The sequence below is a fragment of the Methanofollis ethanolicus genome (genome assembly GCF_001571385.1).
Lineage (GTDB): Archaea > Halobacteriota > Methanomicrobia > Methanomicrobiales > Methanofollaceae > Methanofollis > Methanofollis ethanolicus.
Window position 1 is genome coordinate 1447284 of sequence record NZ_BCNW01000001.1, and the last position, 22244, is coordinate 1469527.

Consider the following 22244-nt stretch of genomic DNA (forward strand, 5'->3'; position numbering starts at 1 on the left):
AATCACGCCTCCTCTGGTGCAACTTCCTCTTTCTTCTTGAAAAACGCCTTGCGCTGATGATAATAGCCGAGCATGAACATGCCCTGGTCTTCGAGATTCAGGTATGCAGGGAACTCGTCAACCCCCGCTAAAATATCCTCGATGGCCTGGCTCGACTTGAATCCCCACTCTGACTTGGCAATGTGGTGCTGTGCAAGTTTCAGCAAAACAGGAAAGACAACAGCCGGTGTCGATGACGCACTGCTGAAGTACTTACTGTTAATGGTGCTCTTCATCTCCCTGTTCGTATCATTCTGTGCCTTTTCAAGGACGGCAAACAGCCTTCCAAGGCGATACGGCACATCTGGACTCTCGTCATTCAAACTCATGGTAATCAATTCCTCCTTTGCATTCGATGATCCGGACCGAGCACGTCTCAACAGATAGGCTTTGATAAATCCGGCCCGGACATAGTTTATCGACCTCTCAACCTTCACCCGGTTCAGGATTGCACCGTACATCTGGATCGGGTACGGTGTGTTCCCCAGGATCGATCGCATCACCAGACCACCGAGGAGCGGCGAAACTGCCTTGCTATCTACCTTGTTAGAAGAACTCTGGGGGACGGTCTCCTTCAGCAGACGGTACACCGAAACATATCTCGGTCCTGAGTCATCTCTGACGATCTCCATATCCAGGTGATGGCGGGCCACCCTGGTGACGAAGTTTCCGAAATGGTCTGCGTACCAGAACCGCACTGCAAGTCTTGCATTGTTGGGGGACAGGCCGAGAATATGGAAATTTGTCTCGGGGTCGGTTTTGAGATCTGTTTCCTGTAACCTCTGCCCGTCCTTCACCTTTCTGAGAATGTCGCCGACCCATTGAATGGTCGCACTATCCTTTACGGTGGAACTCTCAGGCGTCTCTTCTGTGGGATCTGCCTTTTCTTCACGGGGATTGATCAGAAAGCTTGCCAGGTCTTCGCAGGACTTCTCACGTGTTTCCGCCCAGAATACCGTTGTTGTGTCGGCTATCTGGACCCTGTTTGGATTCTGCCGATCAAGAAGATAGTTCAGCGCCGTCGTGTACTTGAACATCGAGGTTTCGCCGACGGGCGCGTTGAAACTCTGCTCTTTGCCATATGACTCGAAGGCTGGATCATTGAAACTGACAAGCGAAGCCCCTGCCATCTGAGCGCCGTCGACCCCTTTGATTTTTTGATGCAATCTGGCTACCGGTTCCACTCGCCCACTCACAAGACACTGGCCCGTCGAATCGCTCCCCTCTTTTTCAGAGGACATATAATTCTCCCAGGCCTGCCGTACAGCGCTGTTCTTGTGCAGGTAATTCCCCTCGCACTCGAAGACCAGATTCCCGCCATTGAGAATATCATCCTTATATTCGGCGATCTTTGGATGCTCAAGGAAAGATTCTGGGTTCCACATGTCCAGAAACTTCAGGAAACTTCTGACTCCGGCGTCGTCCAGAGTGTCCAGTATCGTGTGGTGAAGGGCCTTGAAAGCCTCAAAACAATCTCTGGAACGTTTATACACCAGGACAACTTCTTTGTCATTTTTTTCCAGAACCAAAGTGTTCTGTGAATCTTCGTCTCTGGTATTTTTTGTGATTTTCTTCTCAAAATCTTTGATCTTCAGTTTTTCTACACCAAGGACGTACTTTGCGTTGTCGCATGCAAAATACGGGACAATCCCATTGGCACGGGAGATCTGGAGTGGCACGTCTATTCCTTTTGGCTGCGGTTTCTTGCCGTCGCTCCTGAGGTCGACAATATGCGACACCTCGCCGCCACGGGAGATGACAAGTGCGAAAGAAACCTTTGCCTGGCTATAGCCCGGCCTGGCGATTTTCACACCTTCGTCCTTCTCCAGGATGTCGTAATAGCGACAGAGGGACTGTATGATCACGAGAAGACCCCACCATCCCGGCACGTCTGCACATCGATCACACCATCGACCATGCTGGCCCGGAAAAAGACGGCCTTCATATCGTCAGCGAAGTCGATGTCATAGAGCATTATCCCGAGATCCTGATTCCCACGATGGCAGGACGCGGGGATCTCCCCTTCGATGCATTCGAACTGAACAGGAAACTCACGACATCCAAAGTACGGGTGATGGAAACACTGCCCCTTCCTCAGTCTCCGGAGTGCAATGTTGTAATGCTTCTCGACCGTATCCTCAGGGCCTGCTTTCTCTGTCAGGTCAAAATGGGCCTCTATGCAGTAACACACATCGCGGAGGACGAGAGACGCTCTCTGGACACGATCCTCTGTTGCGTCCTGGCACAGAGAAACGTCTCCTCCCTTGAGTGCGGATTTCACGTTCCCGGCGGAAATTTTCCCCAGTACTTCGTTCCTGCGGATATTGTCGAACCGGATCGGATTCAGGACGTGGATCCTGTCAATTTTCCAGCAGATGGCAGGCTTCCAGTATATCGCCTCAAGGATCCCCCGTGCCGCCGACGGGGTCATCACATCATAACTCACCCGCTCGACCTTCATCTCAGGCCGCGTGAAGCAGGCATAATCGCCCCAGACCTTTAACCGAACTCCGTACCCTATGACAATCACCAGCCTAAATAATCAGTAATGACCCATCCGATCCATTAAAGTTTCTATTTAAGAGTCCTGTTTCCTCGGAGTAACCGTCTTTATCCTTCAGTACATAAAATCGGTCGCCTATGAGGTCGATGGCACGAGCGCGTTCCAGTTCTTTGAACTCATTTGGATAGACGCTGACGGTGTATCCCTGGAGTTTTCGTGCAACTTTCCCTGGATATATGGCATTTTGAAGTTCCTGTATGATTGACCGGGCATTATCATCATACGGAATGATGATCTCCTTTGTGCCCTCATCGATGATGCTGAATGCCGCATCGATATCTTCAAAGGGAAATGCAAGTTCCCTGCATCTGTCTTCAAGTGACGGCAAGATCCGCTTTTTGTCAAGGCCGTCGTCTCCTTCATAGAAATAGAGTTTCTGGAAGTACTCACCCACAGCAGACAGAGCGAGCGGGTCATCGGCACCGTCGAGGACCATCTCGCCGATCTCGGCGACCCGTCGCTGCCAGCTGGTCGCCCTGCCATGGGGCTCGGTCGATCTGAAGACATAGACCTCGCCTGACGCCAACCTTCCCTCACGGTTGCATCTCCCGGCGGCCTGGGCGATAGAATCGACGCCGGTCATTGCCCTGTAGACAACAGGAAAGTCAATGTCCACCCCGGCCTCGATAAGTTGTGTCGAGATGACGCGGCACTCGGCGCCTTCTTCCAGCAAAGTTTTGATCTCGGCCAGTACCTTCCTCCGGTGCACAGGGCACATCCTGGCGCTCAGGTGATAGCATGCCCCAGAACCTGGGAGTGCGTCATAGAGTTTCTTCGCATGACTCCGGGTGTTGACGATGCAGAGCACCTGACGGTGCTCCTTCAGCCTGGCCGAGAGTTCTGCATCATCCAGTTCTCCGAGATCCCTCACATGCACCCGCCTGAATGCCCCGTACAGTTCCTCCGGCGAACGCACGATCTCGACAGGTCTGACACTCTCATCCAGGAGCTCGCCGAGTTTTGGCTGGGTTGCCGTACAGATCACGACAGTCGAGCCGTAGTTCCGGACAAGTTCAGATAATGCGGAGAGGCATGGCTTCAGGTACCCTGTTGGCAGCATCTGTGCTTCGTCAAGAATGATCACGCTCTTTGCCAGGCTGTGCAGTTTCCGGCATCTCGATCTTTTGCTGGAAAAAAGCGATTCAAAAAACTGGACATTTGTGGTGACAACAATCGGCATGTCCCAGTTTTCAGAGGAGAGTTTGAGGATCTCAGCCCCTGAAACGAAATTTTCCCGGTCCAGGGTTTCAGGGTCAAAGTTGCTGTGATGCTCCAGCACATTCCGGCTCCCGAAGATCTTCCTGAAGACATCGGCATTCTGTTCGATGATACTCGTGTACGGTATGACATAGAAGATCCTCTTCAGGCCGTTTTTCTTCAGGTGCTCAAGGGCGAATGCCATGGAGGAGAGGGTCTTTCCCCCTCCCGTCGGGACGGTCAGGGAAAACATCCCTGGTGGGAGTGCGGCTTTTTCCTGACATTGCTCATAGATCTCTCTTCTGTACCTGTTGATCCTGTTCTCTTCGGCACCCGACATTTTTGCGGCCATGTGGTCCTCAAATTTTTTGAAGAGGAGATCCCATGGCTCATACTGCCCCCGGAGAGAGGACCTGTCAGGCTGTGTAAATGCCTCCGTGTCCAGAGAGTCTGCATCGACAAGACACGAATAGAGCATGCGGGTGTGGAATGAGATCGAAAACCCGATCTTTTTCGAAATTGGTTTCGGGGTGAAACGAACCGATTTCAAATCCGGAAGTGCTATTTCATCTCTGTAGGCAGAATAATCGGGCAAGTACGTTTTATGGAGGCGTTCTTCAAGCCCACTCTCGTCGCTTCCATAATTTAACAGACCCCCATGATGCCCCGAGATGATATACTCTAAAATTCGGCTCTGGGCAGGGTGATAGAGTGTTCGTGCCTCTTTTGCACCGGCAGTGGAGTGATCGACTCGTATATTGGCACCTTCAAGGCGCTTCTGAAAGTCAGATGAATATTTCCCGAGATCATGCAGCAAACCTCCGGCATATGCGTATTCCGCGGCATTGAAGTCACGGGCAAAGTCAGATGCAAGGTTCGCTACGTTTTTCAGGTGATCCTCCAGACTCTGCCAGTCTGTTTTATCCGGGTTCTCTGTTGAATGGGCGTAATATGTCATAGGGGCAACTCATATGACCTGCAATATACATCACGAAAATATTTTCTCATTGATCCCGGTAAAAAAGCGTGTGTGGTCAGGAAACGAAACCTCAGGCATCATGACCTGAAGGCCTATGTGATCCATACGGTTCTCAGGATAGATGATGGTTAGATACGGGTGATAGCATGGCGCAGGGGTTGATGTACGATGTCACACTCGTCAAGGGGTGTGTGGATTGAAATAGCCAGAGGCAGATTAAAACGATCACCGCATTGACGTCACATCCTTCATGGATGTGTGAATTGAAAGCAGGGCCGTGCGACTGAGTGCGGAAAGACCGTCGCACCCTTCACGGGTGCGTGGATTGAAACTAAGATCGGCCCCCTCCGGTCTGGACGATGATCTGTCGCACCCTTCACGGGTGCGTGGATTGAAACGTGAAGGGCGATTGGCAGATCACCGCGAAGACCGTCGCACCCTTCACGGGTGCGTGGATTGAAACATCTGCGAAAACAGGTCCTCAACGCCCTGGCTGAGTCGCACCCTTCACGGGTGTGTGGATTGAAACCCCGATGCGCATGCCCGAGGAGGCCATGAGGAGGTCGCACCCTTCACGTGTACGTGGATTGAAATCCGTACCTGATACGACCTTACCTGGATAATGGAGTCACACCTTCACAGGGGTGTGGACGAAATCACTGTCGGTCATCTCTTTAGGGGAGTGCCAGCGAGGGTATCAGGAGGGTGATCACTGGATTTTACTATTTCTCACCTGTATTGGTGCCTCAATTCTGTTCCTTCTAATCACATCACCGACTCCCGGTGTTGCCTGAGCACATTGCATGCAGGGAATATTATATATCCTCTTGATATCTTCACCATGGACTCTCATATCGGTACCGGGCCGCCCGGACCGAAAGCCCGCGACGCTGCCGGGATCGATACCGGCCCTGCCATCCCCGACGCGGCGATGGAGGGCCTCTGAGAGGTGAAGATGATGAAACAGAAGATTACCTATGTATCCCTTGAATCGGACGAGAGCATGCACCAGTTCTATGAGGCAGCGCTCGCAGAGATCGAACGCACCCTCGGCCACCGCCACCCGCTCTATATCGGGGGCAAGGAGTTCGCCCCTGTCGACGAGTTCGTGGTGCGCTCGCCCATCGACCGGGACATCGTGATCGGCCACTTCCAGAAGGCAGGAAAAAACGAGGCCGAAGCCGCGATCAGGGTCGCGAAAGGGGCCTTCCCGGCATGGAGCCGGACCGATCCCGAGGAGCGTGTCGAGACCATCGGGCGCGTTGCCGACATCCTGGAGGAGGAGATCTTCGCCCTTGCGGCCCTGATCACCCTTGAGGCCGGGAAGACGCGGACCGAAGCCGTCGCCGAGGTCGGCGAGGCGATCGACATGATCCGGTACCACTGTCTGGTCTACGACAGGGCCAACAGTTTCGTCTTCAGGATGACGCCCGAGGTGCGGGGCGGCATGAACTACAGCGTGATGAGGCCCCACGGCGTCTGGGCCGTCATATCGCCCTTCAACTTCCCGCTCGACCTTGCGGCCGGGATGGCGTCTGCGGCCCTGCTCACCGGGAACACCATCGTCATGAAGCCTTCGAGCGCCGCGCCTCTCTCCTGCATCAGGCTGTACGAGGCATTCGAGGAGGCTGGCGTCCCGCCGGGCGCCGTCAACCTCGTCACCGGACCGGGCGCCACCTTCGGCGAGGTCGTCACCACCCACCCCGACGTCGACGGCATCGCCTTCACCGGGTCGCATGAGGCCGGGATGTGGCTTCAGCGCGCCTTCGCCGTGAAGCAGCACTACCCGAAACCCGTGATCACCGAGATGGGGGGGAAAAACCCCTGCATCGTCACGGAGAAGGCTGACCTTGAGAAGGCCGCTGATGGAGTGGTGCGGGCCGCCTTCGGCTATGGCGGGCAGAAGTGCAGCGCCACGTCGCGTCTCTATATCCAGGAGAGCGTCGTCGAGGAGTTCGGCCGGGCGCTGATCCGGCGGACGGCAGACCTGGTGGTCGGCGACCCGCGGCGGCGGGACACTTTCTTCGGGCCGCTCATCTCGGCCCATGCCCTGCGGACCTACGAGGACGCCGTCGCACTCTGCAGGCAGGACGGCGGGCACATCCTCACCGGTGGCGAGGTGCTCCGCGACGGCGACCTGGCCCGGGGCTATTATGTGCGCCCGACCATCGCTGCCGGCCTCCCGCAGGACCACCCGCTGATGAAAAAAGAACTCTTCGTGCCCTTCCTCTGCGCCCGCACCTTCACGACGCTTGAGGAGGCCCTTGTCCTCGCCAATGACACGGAGTACGGCCTGACAGCCGGTCTCTTCTCCGAAGACGAGGACGAGGTGAGATCCTTCTTCGACACCATCCGTGCGGGCGTCTGCTATGCGAACAGAGAGGGCGGGGCGACGACCGGCGCCTGGCCGGGGTACCAGTCCTTCGGCGGGTGGATGGCGAGTGGTTCGACCGGCAAAGGGGTGGGAGGGCCGTACTATCTCCTCTCCTTCCTCAGGGAGCAGGCACGGACCTCCCTCTGAACCCTCCTGCCCCAACCTTTTTCCCCTCGCCCTGCCCATTCCCGGTCATGGCAGGTCCTGACAGGCGCTGGTTTCTTCCCGACCTCGACGCGGCGGTGCTCTGGTGCGACGAGAGGAATCGCCAGGGCATCGGCTGCAGCATCAGCCCCCTCGGCGAGTACGTGCAGGACCGTGACGCCGCGCGGGAGGCCGCATCAGAGTGCCGTGCCGCCGTCAGGGCCGTCGAGGCGCACGCGCTCGACGCCTCGGTCGCGGTGAAACTCTCCGCTCTTGGTGCGGTCTTCGATAGGGACGGGTGCATGGCGCACCTCGGACGCATCATGGACGAGGCGAAGAGGCGAGGGGTCAGGGTGGAGATCGACATGGAGGGGCGAAACCTTGTCGACTTCACCCTTGCAGCGGCAGGACGTATGGCCGGGGAAGGGCACCGGGTGACGCTGGCCGTCCAGGCCTATCTCCGGAGGGCCGCCGACGACCTCGGTGCGATAGAGGAGGCCGGGATCAGGCCACGGCTCGTCAAGGGGGCATACCTCGGCGACACTCGCAACTTCGAGTTGATCCAGCAGCAGTTCCGGGCCCTGGCCGCCTCCCTCCTCTCGTCTCGCACTTCCTTCTCGGTGGGAACCCATGACCCCGACCTCGTGGAATGGCTGACCGCACATGCGGAGAGTCGCGACCTGGTGGAGTTCGGCTTTCTGATGGGCCTTGCCGACCAGACCAAGACGGCGATGGCCGCGGACGGCTGGAAGGTCTCCGAATACGTGCCGTACGGCCGGAGGGGATCGATATATGAGGCGCGGCGGCTGCAGTACCTCGACCGTCTCCGCGACCTCGGCCGGTCGCCCCTCCCCTGACTCACCACCACCGCGTCTGTGCCAGGGGTGCGATGAGGGAGGGGTCGTCGTTTGCCGGGTCATTGACCCTGCTTCCCACAGGGGCCACGGTCATCGTCTCCGCCGGGACGGGCCCGAAGAGTCCGGCCGGGTCGTCCCCGGCAAGCCATGCCGCCTCCCTCTCCTGCCCCAGGACCGCGGGCATGCGGGAGTGGACCTGCGCCACGAGCACGTTCGCGTCCGTCGTGACGATGACGAACGACCCCCGATCGTACAGCCCCGCGAAGGCGAAGAGGGGTTCCTCTTTCAAGGTGAAATAGAAAGGCCTCTTCAGGGCGTCCCACTCGTAGAAACCGGTGGCCGGGACAAGGCACCGCCCGCCGTCGAGGAGGCGGGCGAAGACCGGCCTTTCGGAGAGGTCCTCGGCGCGGGCATTAACGATCAGGGGCGTGCCCGGAAACCCCCAGCGAGCAGGGAGGATACGCCGCTTCCCGTCCCCCGTAACGATGGGGAGTACCTGGCCGGGCGCGGCATTGTAGCGCGGTCTTTTCAGGGATCCATCTCCCTCCGCGCCGAAACGCACGCCTATCCTCTCGGGCGTGGCGATGGTGAAGCGTCCGCACATGGCCGGGTATCGGCGCATCCTGTACTTAGTCTCTCTGCCCGACCGACTTTCTCACCCATGCAAGGTAGTCGGCATGGCCGCCGACGACCGGGAGGGCGATGATCTCCGGGACATCGTACGGGTGGGCCCCCCCGATCGTCTCTGTCAGGTCTTCGAGGAGGTCGCCTGTCGTCTTGATCACCATCAACTCCTCCCTCTCCTGCCGGATCTTTCCCTCCCAGCGGTAGATGGAACCGACCCCCATGATGTTCACGCATGCGGCAAGGCCCTTCCTGACGACAAGGTCGGCGATCCTCTCGGCGTCCCGCGTCGGGGCGGTGCAGAGGACGACGACGATCTCCCCCTCCATTCAGACCCACCCCCGCGCGACCATCGCCTCGACGACATTGCGGACGGCGATGGTGTACGCCGCCTGCCTGAGGGTGAAGTTCTTCTTCTGGGCGGTCTCGTGGACCGCGTGATAGGTGGAGGTCATCATCGTCTTCAGCCTCCTGTCCACCTCTGCGGCGTTCCAGTGGTCCATGCTGAGGTTCTGGACCATCTCATAGTAGGAGACCACGGCCCCGCCTGCGTTGCAGAGGATGTCGGGGACGATCACGATCCCTTTCTCCTTGAGGACCGCTTCGGCGTCGGTGGTGACCGGGCCGTTCGCAAACTCCGCAACGATCTTTGCCCTGACCTGTGGTGCGTTCTCGGCAGTTATCGTGTTCTCCAGTGCTGCGGGGATGAGGATGTCCACGTCGAGGGCGAGGAGTTCCTCGTTGGTGATATTCTCCGCACCGGGAAAGTCCCTGACGCTCCCTGTCCTCTCCTTGTGCTCTTCGAGCCTCCTCACCTCAAGGCCGTTCCTGTTCAGGACGCCGCCTTTGCTGTCGCTCACCGCCACCACCCGCACGCCGGCGAGGTACTGGCCGAGGACGGCCGCATGGGTGCCGACGTTCCCGAAACCCTGAACCGCCACGGTCGCCCCGCGGAGGTCGATGCCCGCGTCCTCTGCCGCCTCGGCGACGACGTACCACCCGCCCCGCGCCGTGGCGTCGTCCCGCCCTTCCGACCCCCCGACGGAGAGGGGTTTGCCGGTGATCACCCCGAAGGTCGTCCTTCCGACGATCCGCGAGTATTCGTCCATCATCCAGGCCATGACTTTTGGACCGGTGTAGACGTCCGGGGCCGGGATGTCGGTGTGCGGCCCGATGATCCGGGAAACTCCCATGATATACCCCCTGCTCAACCGTTCGAGTTCTCCCTCCGAGAGGACCTTCGGGTTGCAGACGATCCCGCCCTTCGCACCGCCGAGAGGTAGGCTGAAGAGAGCGCATTTCCAGGCCATCAGTGCCGCGAGACCGCGTATCGTGTCGATCGTCTCGTCCGGGTGGAAGCGTATCCCCCCTTTCGTCGGCCCGCGTGCGTCGTTGTACTGGACCCTGAATGCCTGGAATGTCCTGATCCGGCCGGTGTCCATCCTGACTGGGATGGAGAAGTTGAACTCTCGCATCGGCGTCTTCAGGATCGCCTCGACATCCGGGGCAAGGCGGAGGTCATAGGCGCACTGGCAGATGTGCCCCTTGACAGTCTCAAAGAGGTTGATCTCGGTCATGGAAACAGACCTGCATTTCCCTGTGACCTCATAAACCTGTGGGCGGGGGGTGGGGGAACCCCCGGTGGAGACCGGCCTTTTCGGCCTCTCTGAGGGCTTCGTAATACTCGGCCCTCGTGACCCCGCGGCCGAGGCCGTCGGGGAGGCCGCGTCCTCTCTCTGCGGCGTGCCATTCCGGCCGATACTGGGCCATGACATTCACGTAACTCTCCGTCGAGACCTCCTGCGCGATGAAGCGGAAGACCTCGCGGCTTCCGGCAAGGCCGTCGGGGAGGACGAGGTGGCGGATGATCAGGCCGCGGACGGTAATCCCCTCCTCATCGACGGCGAGGTCGCCGACCTGTCCGTGCATCTCCCTGATCGCCTCCTGCATGTACCTGGTGTAGTGCGGGGCATGGGAGAGTCTGCGTGCGGTCTCGTCGTCGCCGTACTTGGCGTCGGGCATGTAGATATCGACGATACCGTCGAGGAGGCGGATGGTCGCCGCGCAGTCGTAGCCGCCGGTGTTGTAGACGAGAGGGAGGGCGAGGCCCTCTCCGGCGGCGGTCAGGAGCGCCGCAACGATCGGGGGGACGAAGTGGGTCGGGGAGACGAGGTTGATGGTGTGGCACCCGTCGTCCTGGAGGGCGAGCATGACCCGGGCAAGGTCGTCGCAGGGGATCTCCCGCCCGGCGCCGCACTGGCTGATCTCGTAGTTCTGACAGTATTGACACCGCATTGTGCAGCTGGAAAAAAAGATCGTCCCTGACCCGTGCCTCCCCACGAGTTCAGGTTCCTCACCGAAGTGCGGGCCGAAACTCGCCACCTTCGGGAGACTCCCGCTCCGGCAGAAGCCCACCTCTCCGTGGAGGCGGTCCACACGGCACTGCCGCGGGCAGAGGGTGCAGGAGGAGTGGCATTCCCACGCCTCCGCGGCACGCCGGGTCAGTTCCCCTCTCTTCAGGAGACCGATATACGACGGCGCTCTCCGTCCCATGACCAGTTATGTGACGACGAAGTCGCCCCGCATCCTCGTGGCGTGGGGGTCGCACCTGAAGAAGTACGTTCCCGGTTCAGACGGCGCGGTGAAGGTGTACGTCGCCGTGCCCGGCCCTGTCACAAGGTCGCCTTTGAAGATCACGTCCTCGGCCGCGCTCGTCTCGTAGAAGGCGACGTTGTGCTCGACACCGGGGTCCCTGTTCTCGAAGGTGATGGTGACTTTCGCTCCTGCCGGGACTTCGATGGTGGAGCGGTCGAAGGCGAAGTCCTCAGCCGTCAGGGTGAGGGCGACAGGTCCCGCGGGCGGCCGCGGGGTGGCGGTGACAGTCTCGTTTGCCGTCATGTTCGTCGTCAGGGTCGGCGTCTCGTTTATGACGGGGGTGATGGTCGGGAGGGTCGTCTCTATCGGAGTCGGCGTCCCTCCTCCCTGCCCGCCCGTACACCCGGCGAAGAGGACGAGGGCGGCGACAACGAGGATCAGGGCCGGAAGACCATATCTGCCATGCATGATGGCGGGAGGGCAACTGTACTCTATATACCTTTCCCCGACAGGCGTGCGTCTCTTCACCGTCCCCTCCCCCTCTCTAAGTATGCGGGAATGTGCGGCAGTCAAGTACGAGGTAAAGAAGTCACGTTTTTACGCGCACCTCTACGAGATCGACGATCCTTCGGACCTTGACGGCATCCTTGCGGCCCACGGGAAGGAATACCGGAATGCCGCCCACCACTGTGCGGCCGTCAGGTTTCGGGACGGTGCCGTCCCTGTCGAGTCCTTCAAGAACGACCGTGAGGTGGGGCATCCGGGCAAGGCCCTCCTCGAAGTCCTGAAAAAGTATTTCCTCGACAGTCATGCCCTCGTCGTCTCCCGGGTCTTCGGCGGGATCAAACTCGGCCCCGGCGGCGTGACGCGGGCCTTCAGGGACGCGGGGGAGGGGGCGGCGGCGCGGTATGTCGAGCGGTGACGCCGCCCTGCCTGTACCGCCGCTCTTTTCTCTGCGGCCGTCGATCTCGATCTGTGAGATCGTTCGTGCCTGCATGGCTCTCAGGCATCCTGAAGCGAAAAGACGTGACCGCTGCCACCGGAGGGACCGACCTGTCCCGCATGTGGGAGGAGGTGCTCGCGCCTGCCGGGCGAGAGCGGGGCAGGGCCGCGATCGCCCCCGGCGAGATCGAGGCGACCTGCGCCGCGCTCGGCGCCGCCCGGACAAAGGCCGACCTGCTTGCGACAGTCGCCGGGGCGCTCGCCCTGTACTCGATTACCGATATCGAGGCGATGGTGCGGAACTTCGAGAGGAAGACAGAGGTGCTCGACCCTGCCTACCGCCGCCGCCTCATACCGAAGGTGCGGGAGGAGACTGTCGGGGCATACCACGACATCCTCCTCCTCTGCAGGGAGGAGGAGGCGCCCGAGGGACAGGTCGCGGCCGACCTCCCTGCCTATGCGGCGATGGTCGCTGAAGCCTGCCGGACGAGGGAAGGAGCCGGAAAACCGGCCGACCTCCTCTTTCTCACCTATCTCCTCGCCGCATTCACGATGTACGTCCGCGGCCGTCCGGCGCACCCGCCCGGCACTCCCTTCCCCGGCGGCCTTGAGGTCTACGAGGAGGGCGGGGAGTACTATTGCCCTGTGCGGGAGAAGGAGGGGGATGTCCCCTACTCGATCTGCCCCTTCTGCCCGGCGCGGCAGGACACCGGCAGCCGCACCCTCCACGGCGCCGGTGCCGGGGAGAGGATAGAAAAAAGAGGGATCCTCGAAGAGTCACGCCGGAACTACCACGGGTGAGGGGGACCCGCCGTCGGCGAGGGCGATCCGCCCCTCCGTGACAGGAGTGAGGGGCGTCTGCGCCCTGACATATGCCTCGACGGTTTCGAGGACCGTGATCCCTGTCCTGAGTTTCCTCTCATCGGGGATTGCGGCGAAGAGGGCATACCCGTCCCCTCCCTCTGCAAGGTAGTCGTTGACCAGGACGGTGTACTCCCTGTCGTCCTCGACCGGCACCCATCTGTCGCCCTCACGGACAAGGATCGATCCGACCCTCGACCCCTCGCACAGCACCTCCTGCACCTCTTTTCCCTCATAGATTGCGGCATATGCCGGCCTGTCCGGGTCGATGGTCACACTCACCCCGCCGACCTGGAGGAAACCGGACTCCTGGATGCCCTTGAAATCGGGGCCGAGGGCTGAGGCGCTCATCTCAAGCACGCGGCGGACCTCGGTCCCGTTCATCCTGACGATGACGACCTCGTTCCCGAAGGGGAGGACCTCGGAGATCATCCCGTGGGTGATCGGGCCTGCCGGGAAGACGCGGTCGCCCCGGATGCCGCCGCTGTTGATGACGGCGATGTCGGCGTCCCCGAACCATGCAAGTCCGGCATCGGCGATCAGGTCGCCGAGGGGCATCTCCCCTCTGCGCAGGTGCGCTTTCACGGCGTCGATTGCCACCGTGCTCTCACCGATCGCCTCCTCGCCCTGCTTCTCCATCGCCGCCCTGAAGGGTGCGAGGTACTCCCTGACTGCCGGGTCGGACGCGACGGCGCCGTCCATCGGCACCGTCTCCCACTGCCAGTCCTCGATCCCGTCGCCGGTGAACGCGAACCTCAGGACACCGAGGCTCTCGCCCTGACTGCCGTCATGGACGATGACCGTCGTCCACCCGCCCGGTCCGTCGACGCTCTCGCAGACATAGGTGTGGTCGTGCCCGCCGACGACGAGGTCGATCCCTTCGACCTGCCGGGCAAGGTCTTCGTCGCAGGCCGTGCCCATGTGGGAGAGGGCGACGACGATCCCGGCGCCGTCCTCCCTGAGGACCCTGACCTCCTCTCTCGCCACGCCCACGTAGTCGGGGTCGACGGTGACGTTGGGGCCGGGACTGGTGATGACGGCGAGGTCCGGGGTGATCAGGCCGAAGAACCCGCAGCGTACGCCGTCGACCTCGATGATAGTGGAGGGCCTGACCGCCGCTGCGAGGCCGGGGTCGGTGATCCTGAGATTGGCCGAGAGGAGGGGGAACCCGGCGTGGCGGGTGGCGTTCAGGTAGTGCGCCGCCCCGAAGTCGAACTCATGGTTGCCCGGACAGGCCGCGGTGTATCCGGCAAGGGTCATGGACCGCAGTTCGGGTTCGCCGCCGTATGTTGCGTACAGGGGGCCTGTCAGGTCGTCGCCGGCCGAGACGAGGACCCATCCGTCGACGTCCCGTGCGACCGCATCTTTTGCGCCCGCGATCCTCTCGATGCCGCCGACGGTCACGCCCGTTGCGTTCGCATAGGGAAAGATGTGGCCGTGGAGGTCTGCCGTCGTCATGACGGCGATCTCTTTCCTCTCGTCCTGGGGAAGGAGGGATACCGCCGCGAAGACGAAGAGGCCGATGAGGACGGCGGCGGCGAGGAGGAGCACGCCGACCTTCATGCCGCGAGAAAGAGGGACTGTTTTTTTCACCTTCATCAGTGCGTGAAGCCGGGAGATATGGGTTGTTCTTCTCTCCGGCAGGGCGAGGGACGCGTTACGGTGACTCGCCGCCGGCAGGCCGCATCATCGGCTGCACGTTCGACCCGGCCATCTCGCCCATGGCAAAGGCGTACCTATCCCTGATCGTCGTCGGGAGACCGCTCTCCGGGATCTTTACAAAGCCAAAGGCGCCGTAGAAACCGACGAGGTCGAGGGTCGAGTGCATGTACAGGGCCTCCCCACCGCAGGAGGAGACGAGCGCCGCGACCACTCTCTTCGCATACCCCCGCCCCCTGAACTCCGGCGGGGTGAAGACGCCGTCGACCTCGAAGCCGTCGGGGTGACGGCGGCACCGCGCCACAGACGCAAGGGTGCCCTCGATAAAGAGGCCGAAGATCCGGTCGGTCGCGGGGTCGGCCGTCTGCCCGCGGTAGTGCGTCCAGATCTCGTCGACCAGGGGGAACTCGTGGGTGGCGAGTTCCCTGACCGCGATATCGAGGTCCAGGGCCGGGACGATGACGCAGACCGGCACCCGCGCCCTTTTCGCGACGTCCGCGGCCGTGCTCCCGATGGGAATGTTCGTGATATAGTCAGTCCGCCCGAGGCGCGGCAGCAGGACCAGAGAGACGCCCGCCCCCGCGGCGACGTCGCAGATCTCGTCGGCCGCGGGCCCGACCCTGAGGAGGGTCTGCACCCCTATACCATCGCTTTCGAGGCGGTCCTTCAGTTCGGCGAGGCGATCCCCGGCGTCCCTGATCCGTGCGTCCATCTCCGCTTCGCTCTCGGCGCTCGTGACCACGTGGAGGAGCACCGCTTCAGGCACTTTCAGACGGTGGAGCAGGGAGACGACCTGCAGGGAGGGCTTCGAGAAGTCGACCGGGCAGAGGACGCGGGAGAAGAGTTTTCCCCCGCCAATTTTTTGGGCGTGGACGACGAGCACATGGGTCCGCGCCCTCCGCAGGATGCCTGCCGAGACGCTGCCCAGGAATAAACCGCTGATGATGTTCCGGCCCCGTGCACCCACGACGATGAGAGAGGGCCGCTCCTTCCCGGCAAGGTCGAGGATCGCGCCGGTTATGTCCCCCTCCGCGGCCTCGACCAGGTGGTCGGTGGCGTCGAGACCCCACCCGAGGAGGGTGGCCCTCTCCCGTGCGAGCGCCGTTTCCGCCTCCCCGACCGTGGACACAGGGCCGGAGAGGAGAGGGAGGCGCGGGGTGCGCCCCGCTTCGCGGACATGGACCAGGATCACGTCCCGCGCCGTCGGTATCTCGGGGATGCGTGCGGCCGTCGCACGTGCGTCATCGGAAAAGTCTGTTGCAAAGAGGACTCTCTCAAACATCGTCGTCTCCCGGGGAAGACACCGTCATCCCCCTCGCCCGGATTGCCGGGGCCATGATAGGGGGATGGGAGGAGGGGATAGATAAGAGCGTCGTTTTTCCTTCGAGGTCATCCCAAAACTGATCCGAACCCTCATGCACGCCGATGAAAGGACTCAATTCGGTTCTGAAAAATCCTGTTCTGGCGTCCTGTCCGGGGGGTTTCACCCCCCGATCCCCCCTCATTGCGATAGGGGATGGAGGGCAATCTCCGTCATCAGGATCTCTCTTCTCTCTTCCCCGGCCCTATCCTGTTTCGGGGGGCCGGGGGCGTCAGTCCCCCGGCAGGAGGGATGGGAAGGCGGTGGTTTCGCACGATTCTTCATGAAATTCGGGAAGACATCGACCCGATCATGATCTTTTCTCACGAGTTCAGCATGCGGGGAAAGGGGAATGAACGAGAGTTTTGGGATATGCTCTTCGTGAATAATTTTGAGGCTCTGTACCTATCGAACTACAGAACCTATCCTTCCTTCATCTCAGAAAGCCTTCTCAGGACCGCACCGGCGGCGAGGGCGGCGGTGGAGAATGCCGCCTGGATGTTGAACCCCCCGCAGTCGCCGTCGATATCGAGGACTTCGCCGGCAAAGTAGAGGCCGTCGACGCATTTCGATCCCATCGTCTTCTGGTCCACCTCGTCGAGGGCCACACCGCCCCGCGTCACCATGGCGACGCCGTATCCGCCCGGGGCGTCGACCGTGAGGGTGCAGGCGGTGAGGTGCTGGAGGAGGCAGGTCCGTGCCGCCTTCGTGAGGTGGGCGCAGGTCGTCTCCGGCGGGACCTCGGAGAGGTCGGTGATCCTCTTGAGGAGACGTTCGGGGACAGGGTAACGGGAGAGCACCGCCCTGACCCTCGCACCGCCTCCCCCGGCCAGCGCCGCCGTGATCTCCTCCCGCATCCCTTCCGGGAGGACCGGGACGACGAGAGTGTCGCCCGGTTCGATGAAGCGGGAGAGGTCGAGGATGGCCGGGCCGGAGAGTCCTTCGTGGGTGAAGAGGAGGTCGCCCCTCTGGTCGCCGATCTTTTTCCCGGCCCTGAAGAGGGAGACGGTCACGCCCTGCAGGGAGATGCCGGCGAGGTCGGCGAAGGGGTAGTCCCTGACCGTCACCGGCGCGAGTGCGGGGGCGGTCCGAACGATCGTGTGGCCGAGGGACGCGGCAAATGCGTACCCGTCGCCCGTCGAACCCGTCGCCGGGTACGAGGCGCCGCCTGTCGCGATGAGGAGGAGGGCCGACCTGTATTCGCCTGCCGCCGTCCTGACGGAAAACCCGTCCTCCGTTTTTTCCACGGCGACGACAGGTTCCCCGCACCGTATCGTCACGCCCGCGTCCCGGTACCCGGCGAGGAGGAGGTCGAGGACGTCCTGTGCTTTCCGCGAGGTCGGGAAGACCTTGCCCCCCTCTTCCGTCGTGAGGGGGACGCCCCTCCCGGTGACATGCGCGATGAGGTCGGCGTTCGTGAAGGCCCGGAGCGCCGGCTTGAGAAACTGGCCATGCTTCCCGTAGCGCGTGAAGAACTCCGTGACGCTCCCGGCGTGGGTGATATTGCACTGCCCCGACCCGGAGACGAGCAGTTTCCTCCCGGGCTTTTTCTTCTTCTCAAGGAGGAGGACAGTCCCCCCTCCGGCACCGACGCGGGCCGCGGCAAAAAGTCCGGCAGGCCCCGCCCCGACGACGATCAGATCATATTTTTCCACGAGTCCTCCTCTAGTCCTCGCCCCCCGGCATGATGACTCTTTTCACGACGGCACGTCGCCGGCACACTATCTTATATCGGTCACGTGCACTTCCCGTGCGGAGATCTGTCATGAAAGGAACAGGCCGGGAATTTATGGAAAAGACAAAATTTCAGTATCTTGACCCTTCGGACCAGTATCTGGGGCTCCCGCAACCGTCCCTTGAGCGGAGCACCCCGGGAGAGAGTATCGACCTCCCCTCACCGGATACGTGCCCGCGTCGCAGGATAGACCTCACGGAGGCGATCGCAACCAGGCAGAGCGTGCGGACCTATAGTCGTTCCCCCCTCTCTCTTTCCGAACTGGGATATCTTCTCTGGTGTACGCAGGGGGTGAGGGGTGTCGAGGGCACTGCCTGGACATTCCGGACGGTCCCCTCCGCCGGTGCCCGTCATGCCCTGGAGACCTTCCTCCTCGTCAACAGGGTGGAGGGCCTCGACCCCGGTCTCTACCGCTATGCCGCCCTCGACCATCGTCTGGTGACGGTGGATGCCGGACCGGAGGTCGTCCCGGAGGTCACCGCCGCCTGTCTGGCCCAGTCGATGGTCCCGGAGAGCGCCGTCACATTTCTCTGGTCGGCCGACATCTACCGGATGAACTGGAGATACGGGGAGCGGGGGTACAGGTATGTCTTTATCGAGGCAGGACATGCCTGCCAGAACCTCTATCTCGCAGCGGAAGCGGTCGGGTGCGGGGTCTGCGCCATCGGTGCCTTTGACGACGATATCCTCAATGCTCTCCTCGGCCTCGACGGGAGGGACTGGTTTGTCCTGTACCTTGCCACGGTCGGGAAGATCTCCTGAGAGGGTGATCGCTCGCATTCCACAAATTATCTAACCTGGTGTGACAGAGATTTCACGCAGTACTACCTGCGGGTGATGATCGATGAAAAAAGTGGCAATACTTCTCCTCTGTCTCTGTCTGCTCTCCCTCGCCGCCCCGGCCCTTGCGGGCAGGGAGGCCGCGGTGCGCGAGGTCGGCACCGCCGCCCCCGCGCCGGGTACCGAGGTGACGGTGACTCTCTCCCTGAACGGTTGCGAGGCCGGCGGTATCGTCGAGACCCTGCCGCCGGGCTTTGTCTATGTGAACAGTTCCCTCCCCGCGGACCAGGCGCGGGTGGACGGAAACCGTGTCTGCTTCGCCATCCTCGGCGAGACCGCCGTCACCTATAGAATCCGTGCGCCCCAGACGGGCGGCGGAGAGATCACGGGCGAGTGGTGGGACTTTGGTGCCCGGACAAACGGCACAATCGCCCCCACCCGCCTTGACGTCGGCGGTGCGGCAGCGGCCCCCGGTCCCGGCGCCCTTGCCGTCCTCTTTGCGCTGGCGTTCGTCCCCCTGATCCGGAGGTGCCGGCGATGAAGCGGGTGTATCTCCTCCTCTGCCTCCTCCTCGCCCTTGCCGTGCCGGCGGCCGCGCTCGTGCCCGGCGACGGCGCCCCAGGGCGGGACGAGTTCGCCGGCATGGTCCTCTCCTTCCTTGCGGGCGGCGCCGACGCACTCCCTCTTGCCGACGTGCAGGACGCCGCCGCCACCTATCTGAAGAGTGAGAGGACAGTTACGCCCCCCGCACGCGTCGTCGTCTTCAACGGCGAGACCCTGGAGACGTTGCGGTCCCTCGGCATCGGGCCTTCGAGCATTGTCGGCATCGACAAGTTCTCCGCGCAGAGACCGGAGTTCTTCCCCGAGTACAGGAACACCACCGTTGTCGGGAGCGTCTGGTCGCCGGACTACGAGACGGTCGTCTCCCTGCACCCCGACGCCGTCTTCCTGTACGCCACCACCAGCAAGGACGCCTGCGACGAGATCCAGAAGAAAATCCAGGCTTCGAACCCGGAGATCAGGGTCTACAGGTTCGACTGCTTCCGGCCGGAGAACTATGTCGAGGAGGTTCGGGCCCTTGGCACCATCTTTGGCCGCGAGGCCGAGGCCGAACGCTTTGCCGGGTTCTACACCGGGGCTCTCGATACCATCGGTGCCGGGACATCGGATATCCCTGATGCGGAGAGGACGACGGTGTACCTGGAGAACTGGAAGGACTACAAGACCGGCGCCGCCGGTTCGGGATATGAGGACAAGATCGTCCGTGCCGGCGGGAAGAACGTCTTCTCCTCTCTCGCCGCCGAGTACCCTGAGGTCGACCCCGAGGCGGTCATCGCCGCCGACCCCGACGTGATCGTCAAACTCATCGGTGCGGGATCCTATGCCTACGGCGGTTACCAGAACACGGACCCCGGAAAGGTTGCAGAGGTCCATGCCGCTCTCCTCGACAGGCCGGGCTGGAGCGGTCTCACCGCGGTGAAGGAAAAGAGGGTCTACCTCCTCCACAACGACATCTTCGGAGGCCCCGAGCACTTCATCGGGATCGCCTATCTTGCGAAGTGGTCCTACCCCGGGCGTTTCGCCGACCTCGATCCCGCAGCGCTTCACAGGACCTATCTGGACGAGTACCAGCACCTCGAGACAGACCTGATCGGGCTGCAATTCACGTACCCGGCGGTATGATGGAGACCGGAACCCTGCAGGAGGGGTTCGCCGCCGCACGGCGGAGGCGGGCCCTCTTCCATGCCGTCCTCCTCGTCCTCCTCGTCCTCCTCGCAGGCGTGGCCGTCACCCTCGGCAGTGCCGACCTCTCGGTCGCGGACGCCTACCTGGCCATCCTTGCCGGCCTCTTTCCCGGCCTCTTCACCGCACCCGGCATGGCGGAGAGCATCGTCTGGAACTACCGCCTCCACCGCGTCCTCTTTGCGGTCATGGCAGGGTTCGGCCTCGCCACCGCCGGGACGGTGATGCAGGGCATCCTCCGGAACCCCCTTGCAAGCCCCTTCACACTCGGCATCTCCTCGGCGGCCGCGACCGGCGCCTCGATTGCGATCGTCCTCGGCACCGGCCTCGTCGATGGGGAACTCCTCATCATCGTGAATGCCTTCCTCTTCGCACTCCTTGCCGCCGGGATCATCTATGCGATGGCCCGGTACCGCGGTCTCGGGGCCGAGTCGATGATCCTTGCCGGCATCGCCCTGATGTACCTCTTCTCCGCGGTCACCTCCCTCCTCCAGTACCTCGGCACGTCCGAGGAGGTGCAGGAGATCGTCTTCTGGATGTTCGGGTCTCTCGGCCGGACAGACTGGGCAAGTCTCGCCATCGTCACCCTCATCATCGCTATCTGCACGCCCTATCTCATCTGGCGGGCATGGGACCTCAACGCCCTTGCCGAGGGGGACGACATCGCGGAGAGCCTCGGCGTCCCGGTGAAGAGATCGATGACGATCTTCATGCTCATCGCCTCTCTCATCACCGCCGCGATCATCTGCTTCACCGGGACCATCGGTTTCATCGGGCTTGTGGCGCCGCATATCACCAGGATGGCCATCGGCGCAGACCACCGCTACCTCCTCCCGGCCTCAGGCCTGGTCGGTGCCCTCCTCCTCCTCGGCGCCGACAGTCTTGCCCGGACCCTCCTTGCGCCGACGATCCTCCCTGTCGGGATCATGACGGCGTTCCTCGGCGTGCCCTTCTTCATCTTCCTCTTCCTGCGCGGGAGGGGGGCCTGATGGTGCACCTCCGTGTGAGAGACCTCGCGTTCTCGTACCGCGACCGGCAGGTCCTCTCCGGGATCACCTTTGCCGCGGAGGGGCCCGCGGTCCTCGGCCTCGTCGGCCCGAACGGGTCGGGCAAGACGACCCTGATCAAGTGCATCGACGGCATCCTCAGGGCAGAGGGGTCGGTGGGCCTCGACGGCGAGGAGATCATGGCCCTGCCGCGGCCCGAGGTGGCGAGGAGGATCGCCTATGTCCCGCAGGGCATTTCAAACCACTCACGGGCAACGGTCTATGAGACGGTCCTGATGGGCCGCCGCCCCCACATCTCCTGGCGGATACGGAAGGAAGACGAGGACGAGGTGGTGCGGGCCCTGGAACTCCTCGGCATCGAGGACTTCGCCTTCAGGGAGGTCGGCACCCTCTCCGGTGGCGAACGCCAGCGGGTGATGATCGCCCGCGCCCTTGCTCAGGGTTCGCCTCTCCTCCTCCTCGACGAACCGACGAGCGCCCTCGACCTGCGGAACGGGATGGAGGTGCTCGACGTCGTGCGCCGTCTCGCAGAGGAGGAGGGCCGTCTCGTCGTCATGGCGATCCACGACCTCTCCCTTGCGGCGCGGTTCTGCACCGATCTCATCGTCCTCGACCACGGACGGGTCCATGTGCGGGGACCGCCCGCCGACGTCCTCACGCCTGAGGTGATCGCCGATGTCTACGGCGTCGAGGCGGCGGTCGAGACGCGTGAAGGCGTGCCGTACATCTTCCCGATACGGCCGAATGAAGAGAAATAAATGAGAAGGAAATGCTCCCCAACTGAA

The 22244-nt window shown here is 62.0% G+C and carries 20 protein-coding genes and 1 CRISPR repeat array; of the genes, 9 read left to right on the plus strand and 11 right to left on the minus strand.

Features of this window, described 5'->3' with window-relative positions; genetic code table 11:
* Positions 1 to 2 precede the first annotated feature (2 nt).
* From cas8c to MEFOE_RS07160, 3 genes are read right to left on the minus strand one after another with little or no spacing between them, the layout of a single operon-like run.
* The gene (gene cas8c / locus MEFOE_RS07150) at positions 3 to 1904 is read right to left on the minus strand and encodes a type I-C CRISPR-associated protein Cas8c/Csd1 (RefSeq protein WP_067050303.1); all 1902 of its coding nucleotides are present in this window, start codon (positions 1902 to 1904) and stop codon (positions 3 to 5) included.
* The gene (cas5c, locus tag MEFOE_RS07155; RefSeq protein WP_268872618.1) at positions 1901 to 2569 is read right to left on the minus strand and encodes a type I-C CRISPR-associated protein Cas5c; all 669 of its coding nucleotides are present in this window, start codon (positions 2567 to 2569) and stop codon (positions 1901 to 1903) included. The genes cas8c and cas5c overlap by 4 nt, the downstream gene beginning before the upstream one ends.
* A 4-nt stretch (positions 2570 to 2573) precedes the next feature.
* Entirely contained in the window at positions 2574 to 4757 is a 2184-nt protein-coding gene (locus MEFOE_RS07160; RefSeq protein WP_067050306.1) for a CRISPR-associated helicase/endonuclease Cas3, read from the minus strand.
* A 321-nt stretch (positions 4758 to 5078) separates the two neighbouring features.
* A CRISPR array of direct repeats spans positions 5079 to 5372; the repeat unit is 32 nt; unit sequence GTCGCACCCTTCACGGGTGCGTGGATTGAAAC.
* A 361-nt stretch (positions 5373 to 5733) separates the two neighbouring features.
* Between MEFOE_RS07160 and MEFOE_RS07165 the strand changes: the two genes are divergently transcribed.
* Together MEFOE_RS07165 and MEFOE_RS07170 are read left to right on the plus strand one after the other, a co-directional pair.
* A complete protein-coding gene (locus tag MEFOE_RS07165; protein WP_235809586.1) occupies positions 5734 to 7299 on the plus strand; it encodes an aldehyde dehydrogenase family protein in 1566 nt (521 codons plus the stop codon).
* Positions 7300 to 7346: 47 nt separating this feature from the next.
* Positions 7347 to 8153 carry a proline dehydrogenase family protein gene (locus MEFOE_RS07170; protein WP_067050309.1) on the plus strand — a complete coding sequence of 269 codons (807 nt, stop codon included), beginning with the start codon at positions 7347 to 7349 and terminating at the stop codon, positions 8151 to 8153.
* 1 nt (position 8154) lies between these two features.
* Here MEFOE_RS07170 and MEFOE_RS07175 read toward each other — a convergent pair whose 3' ends face one another.
* The 5 genes from MEFOE_RS07175 to MEFOE_RS07195 are packed head-to-tail and all read right to left on the minus strand — an operon-like array spanning position 8155 to position 11840.
* Entirely contained in the window at positions 8155 to 8775 is a 621-nt protein-coding gene (locus MEFOE_RS07175; protein WP_083523371.1) for an SOS response-associated peptidase, read from the minus strand.
* A 7-nt stretch (positions 8776 to 8782) separates the two neighbouring features.
* The gene (cutA, locus tag MEFOE_RS07180) at positions 8783 to 9106 is read right to left on the minus strand and encodes a divalent-cation tolerance protein CutA (protein ID WP_067050314.1); all 324 of its coding nucleotides are present in this window, start codon (positions 9104 to 9106) and stop codon (positions 8783 to 8785) included.
* Complete coding sequence (locus tag MEFOE_RS07185; protein ID WP_067050317.1) at positions 9107 to 10354, minus strand: Glu/Leu/Phe/Val family dehydrogenase; 1248 nt, start codon at positions 10352 to 10354, stop codon at positions 9107 to 9109.
* Positions 10355 to 10382: 28 nt separating this feature from the next.
* Complete coding sequence (locus MEFOE_RS07190) at positions 10383 to 11330, minus strand: radical SAM protein (protein ID WP_067050321.1); 948 nt, start codon at positions 11328 to 11330, stop codon at positions 10383 to 10385.
* Between the two features lie 6 nt (positions 11331 to 11336).
* Positions 11337 to 11840, minus strand: coding sequence for a plastocyanin/azurin family copper-binding protein (locus tag MEFOE_RS07195; protein WP_067050324.1), 504 nt, complete (start codon positions 11838 to 11840; stop codon positions 11337 to 11339).
* An 82-nt stretch (positions 11841 to 11922) separates the two neighbouring features.
* Between MEFOE_RS07195 and MEFOE_RS07200 the strand changes: the two genes are divergently transcribed.
* On the plus strand, positions 11923 to 12294 hold the full coding sequence (locus MEFOE_RS07200) for a YigZ family protein (RefSeq protein WP_067053097.1): 372 nt from the start codon (positions 11923 to 11925) through the stop codon (positions 12292 to 12294).
* A 65-nt stretch (positions 12295 to 12359) separates the two neighbouring features.
* Positions 12360 to 13115, plus strand: coding sequence for a DUF2115 domain-containing protein (locus MEFOE_RS07205; RefSeq protein ID WP_067050326.1), 756 nt, complete (start codon positions 12360 to 12362; stop codon positions 13113 to 13115).
* Here MEFOE_RS07205 and MEFOE_RS07210 read toward each other — a convergent pair.
* From MEFOE_RS07210 to MEFOE_RS07220, 3 genes are all read right to left on the minus strand, one after another.
* A complete protein-coding gene (locus tag MEFOE_RS07210; protein WP_067050328.1) occupies positions 13092 to 14774 on the minus strand; it encodes a bifunctional metallophosphatase/5'-nucleotidase in 1683 nt (560 codons plus the stop codon). The two genes, MEFOE_RS07205 and MEFOE_RS07210, sit on opposite strands and share 24 nt — an antisense overlap.
* 58 nt (positions 14775 to 14832) lie before the next feature.
* Positions 14833 to 16116, minus strand: coding sequence for a GNAT family N-acetyltransferase (locus tag MEFOE_RS14685; protein ID WP_083523372.1), 1284 nt, complete (start codon positions 16114 to 16116; stop codon positions 14833 to 14835).
* 500 nt (positions 16117 to 16616) lie between these two features.
* Entirely contained in the window at positions 16617 to 17849 is a 1233-nt protein-coding gene (locus MEFOE_RS07220) for a BaiN/RdsA family NAD(P)/FAD-dependent oxidoreductase (RefSeq protein ID WP_067050331.1), read from the minus strand.
* A 110-nt stretch (positions 17850 to 17959) separates the two neighbouring features.
* Here MEFOE_RS07220 and MEFOE_RS07225 point away from each other — a divergent pair, with 110 nt between their 5' ends.
* The 5 genes from MEFOE_RS07225 to MEFOE_RS07245 all read left to right on the plus strand — a co-directional run bounded on the left by MEFOE_RS07225 (position 17960) and on the right by MEFOE_RS07245 (position 22217).
* On the plus strand, positions 17960 to 18691 hold the full coding sequence (locus MEFOE_RS07225) for a SagB/ThcOx family dehydrogenase (RefSeq protein ID WP_067050334.1): 732 nt from the start codon (positions 17960 to 17962) through the stop codon (positions 18689 to 18691).
* Positions 18692 to 18773: 82 nt separating this feature from the next.
* Positions 18774 to 19250 (plus strand): hypothetical protein, encoded by a 477-nt coding sequence (locus tag MEFOE_RS07230; protein ID WP_067050336.1) that lies wholly within the window; start codon positions 18774 to 18776, stop codon positions 19248 to 19250.
* Complete coding sequence (locus MEFOE_RS07235) at positions 19247 to 20392, plus strand: ABC transporter substrate-binding protein (protein WP_067050338.1); 1146 nt, start codon at positions 19247 to 19249, stop codon at positions 20390 to 20392. Before MEFOE_RS07230 ends, MEFOE_RS07235 begins: the two co-directional genes overlap by 4 nt.
* The gene (locus MEFOE_RS07240; RefSeq protein WP_083523496.1) at positions 20392 to 21441 is read left to right on the plus strand and encodes a FecCD family ABC transporter permease; all 1050 of its coding nucleotides are present in this window, start codon (positions 20392 to 20394) and stop codon (positions 21439 to 21441) included. Before MEFOE_RS07235 ends, MEFOE_RS07240 begins: the two co-directional genes overlap by 1 nt.
* Positions 21441 to 22217 (plus strand): ABC transporter ATP-binding protein, encoded by a 777-nt coding sequence (locus tag MEFOE_RS07245; RefSeq protein ID WP_067050344.1) that lies wholly within the window; start codon positions 21441 to 21443, stop codon positions 22215 to 22217. The genes MEFOE_RS07240 and MEFOE_RS07245 overlap by 1 nt, the downstream gene beginning before the upstream one ends.
* Positions 22218 to 22244 lie beyond the last annotated feature (27 nt).